The organism is Planktotalea sp., assembly GCF_039984035.1.
GTDB lineage: Bacteria > Pseudomonadota > Alphaproteobacteria > Rhodobacterales > Rhodobacteraceae > Planktotalea.
Genome location: NZ_JBDWVM010000450.1, coordinates 1 through 3,060, shown reverse-complemented (window position 1 = coordinate 3,060; position 3,060 = coordinate 1). Strand labels below are relative to the sequence as shown.

At 57.1% G+C, this 3,060-nt stretch carries 3 protein-coding genes and 1 pseudogene; 3 read left to right on the top strand and 1 reads right to left on the bottom strand.

Annotated features, from left to right (window positions below):
• The coding region (locus ABJQ89_RS19945; protein WP_348497903.1) for a malic enzyme-like NAD(P)-binding protein at positions 1 to 1,272 on the bottom strand (1,272 nt) is incomplete at its 3' end.
• Between the two features lie 165 nt (positions 1,273 to 1,437).
• Here ABJQ89_RS19945 and ABJQ89_RS19940 point away from each other — a divergent pair.
• The 3 genes and pseudogenes from ABJQ89_RS19940 to ABJQ89_RS19930 form a co-directional block, all read left to right on the top strand.
• Positions 1,438 to 2,529 (top strand): cupin domain-containing protein, encoded by a 1,092-nt coding sequence (locus ABJQ89_RS19940; protein ID WP_348497902.1) that lies wholly within the window; start codon positions 1,438 to 1,440, stop codon positions 2,527 to 2,529.
• Entirely contained in the window at positions 2,526 to 2,918 is a 393-nt protein-coding gene (locus ABJQ89_RS19935; protein ID WP_348497901.1) for a cytidine deaminase, read from the top strand. The genes ABJQ89_RS19940 and ABJQ89_RS19935 overlap by 4 nt, the downstream gene beginning before the upstream one ends.
• A pseudogene (locus ABJQ89_RS19930) lies at positions 2,919 to 3,060 on the top strand (thymidine phosphorylase); the annotation flags it as partial. It abuts the gene before it with no gap.

The window sequence follows — 3,060 nt, the reverse complement described above, 5'->3', positions numbered from 1 at the left end:
TTTGTAAGCGTCGAGGTCTTCGATGGGCCGCGCTGCCACGCCCGTCTCCATCGCGGCCCTGGCCACGGCGGAAGAGACCACGCCAATGAGGCGCGGATCGAAGGGTTTCGGGATTAGGTATTCCGCGCCAAAAGTCAGTTGCTCGCCCTGATAGGCCGCTGCCGCCTCCGCGCTCGTCGTGGCGCGGGCGAGGGCGGCGATACCGTCGATACAGGCGATCTTCATCTCGTCGTTGATCGTGGTCGCACCCACATCCAGCGCTCCCCGGAAGATGAAGGGGAAGCAGAGCACGTTGTTGACTTGGTTGGGATAATCACTGCGGCCCGTTGCGATGATGGCGTCTGGCGCAACCTCGCGCGCATCGGCGGGGGAGATTTCAGGATTGGGGTTTGCGAGGGCGAAAATGATCGGCTGCTTGGTCATTTTCGCGACCATGTCTTGCTTCAGCACGTTGGGGCCAGACAGGCCAAGGAACATGTCCGCGCCGTCGATCACATCATCCAAGGTGCGTTTGTCGGAGTTTTGGGCGAAGACCGCTTTTTGCGGGTTCATGTCTTCGGCACGGCCTTCATAGACAAGTCCGTGGATGTCGCAGAGCCAGACATTTTCACGTTTTACGCCAAGTTTTAGAAGCATGTTGAGACAGGCAATGCCCGCCGCGCCGCCACCCGTGGAGACGATCTTGATGTCGGAGAAATCCTTGCCCGCGAGTTTGAGCGCGTTGGTTGCGGCGGCGCAGACGACAATGGCGGTGCCGTGCTGATCGTCATGGAAAACAGGGATGTTCATGCGCTCGCGGCAGATTTTTTCGACGATGAAACACTCAGGCGCTTTGATGTCTTCTAGGTTCACCGCGCCAAAAGTTGGCTCTAGCGCGCAGACGATATCGGCGAGTTTCTCAGGGTCTTTTTCGTCCACTTCGATGTCGAAACAGTCGATGCCCGCGAATTGTTTGAAGAGCACAGCCTTGCCTTCCATCACGGGTTTGGAGGCCAAAGCGCCGATGTTACCAAGGCCGAGCACAGCAGAACCGTTGGTGATGACGGCGACCAGATTGCCGCGCGCGGTGTAGCGGGATGCGTCGCTTGGGGTTTTGCTGATCTCGATGCAGGCCTCCGCCACGCCCGGTGAATAGGCGCGCGCAAGATCTCGACCGTTGGCCAATGGTTTGGTCGCGCGAATTTCCAGTTTTCCAGGCTGTGGGAACTCATGATAGTCCAGCGCGGCTTTGCGGATTGCTTCTTTTGCTGGGTCGGATTTGCTATCGGTCATCTGGTTTCACATCGCTCTGGAAATTGTGGTTTGATATTAAACTATATTCTTACTTTACGTTAGGCGACAGATCATAGCGAGTAAATTCGACACATCTTGCAAATCGTTCAGCGCGTTGTCACTCTGATCCAATTGCGACAACAGAGTCGCTTGCAGGGAGCTGAAATGTCTGAGATCAAAGCCGAAGTTTGTGGACCTACAAGCGATATTCGCGCGGACATTGCGTTTTTCACCAAAACGCTCGGGTTCAAGATGGATATGATCTATCCGGCTGACGATCCACTGGTTGCTGTTTTCACGGGTCATGGTGTGTCGCTGCGCCTTGATCAGGAAAGCACGCTTGCGCCGATCACACTGCGCCTGCGCTGCGATGATCCGAGTGACATGGGCGGTGTTGGCGAACAGGTTGCGCCCGGTGGCACTATCGTAGAGGTGAGCGAGATGCATCCGCCGATGGTCTTGCCGCAAACCTTGCATTCATTCGTAGTGCGCCGCCTTGCGGATCAGGCCCCTTGGGTGGTCGGGCGCGCAGGCATGCATTACCGCGATTTGATCCCTGATCGTTTGGGCGGGTCTATCATTGCCTCGCACATTCGCATTCCTGATGGCGGCCCTGTGCCTGACATGGTGCATTATCATACGGTCGGATTTCAGTTGATCTTTTGTTATCGGGGTTGGGTCGATCTGGTATATGAAGATCAGGGCGAGCCGTTCCGTTTGCATGCGGGATGTTGCGTGATCCAACCGCCAGAAATTCGCCATCGGGTTTTGTTTGCCTCTGACAATATCGAGGTGATCGAAATTGGCGTTCCTGCGGAGCATGTGACGACGATTGATCACGAGATGGAATTGCCAAACGGGCCTGCGAACCCTGATCGCGTGTTCCAAGGGCAGAAGTTTGTGCACCATAAAACAGACGAAGCCGTATGGAATGATTTCCGCCTTAAAGGCTTCAAGAGCAGAGACACGCTTATTGCGCAAAATACGCAAGATGTGGCTGGCGTTCATGTGGTGAAACGCGCAGGAGGGTCGCCTGATTGGGCGGCGCATGACAGCGACATTCATTTCACCTTTGTGATGGAAGGCAGCATGACGCTGGAGGGCGAGGGGCGGGAGCCTTATGCCTTGCAAGCGGGAGATGCCTTTGTCACGCCGCCGTCGATGTTGACGCGTTATTCGGACGCGTCGGATGATTTGGAATTACTAGAGGTGTCGTTGCCCGGCACCTTTAAGACTTGGACAGGAGAGCCTGCATGACCCTGAGAGACGCCGCCAGCGCGGTGCGTGAAAACGCCCATGCGCCCTATTCGAATTTCAAGGTGGGCGCGGCGATCCGCACGGCTGCTGGCACGGTCTATCAGGGCTGCAATGTGGAAAACGTGGCCTATCCTGAGGGCACCTGCGCCGAAGCGGGGGCCATCGCGGCCATGTGCGCGGCGGGCGAGCGAGAGATTGCAGAGGTTTACGTGATCGCAGAGAGCCCTGCGCCTGTGCCGCCCTGCGGGGGATGCCGTCAGAAGATCGCGGAATTTGCCGCGCGCGATGTGCAGGTGACCTTGGCGACGACGGATGGCAAGGAGCTGGTGATGAGCGTTGGCGAACTGCTTCCCGGTGCGTTTGACGCAAGTTTCATGGAAGGGTCATAAGTGGACGCACGTGCGATTATTGCGGCGCTTCGGCGCGGCGAACAGGTTAATTCACAGGCGCTTGCTTGGTTCGCGCAGGGTTTGGCGGATCAATCGGTGAGCGATGCGCAGGCGGGTGCCTTTGCGATGGCCGTGTGTTTAC

What these genes read in the sequence shown, in the direction of transcription:
- ABJQ89_RS19940 (WP_348497902.1), top strand. Translation starts at nt 1,438, where the DNA reads ATGTCTGAGATCAAAGCCGAAGTTTGTGGACCTACAAGCGATATTCGC.
- ABJQ89_RS19935 (WP_348497901.1), top strand. Translation starts at nt 2,526, where the DNA reads ATGACCCTGAGAGACGCCGCCAGCGCGGTGCGTGAAAACGCCCATGCG.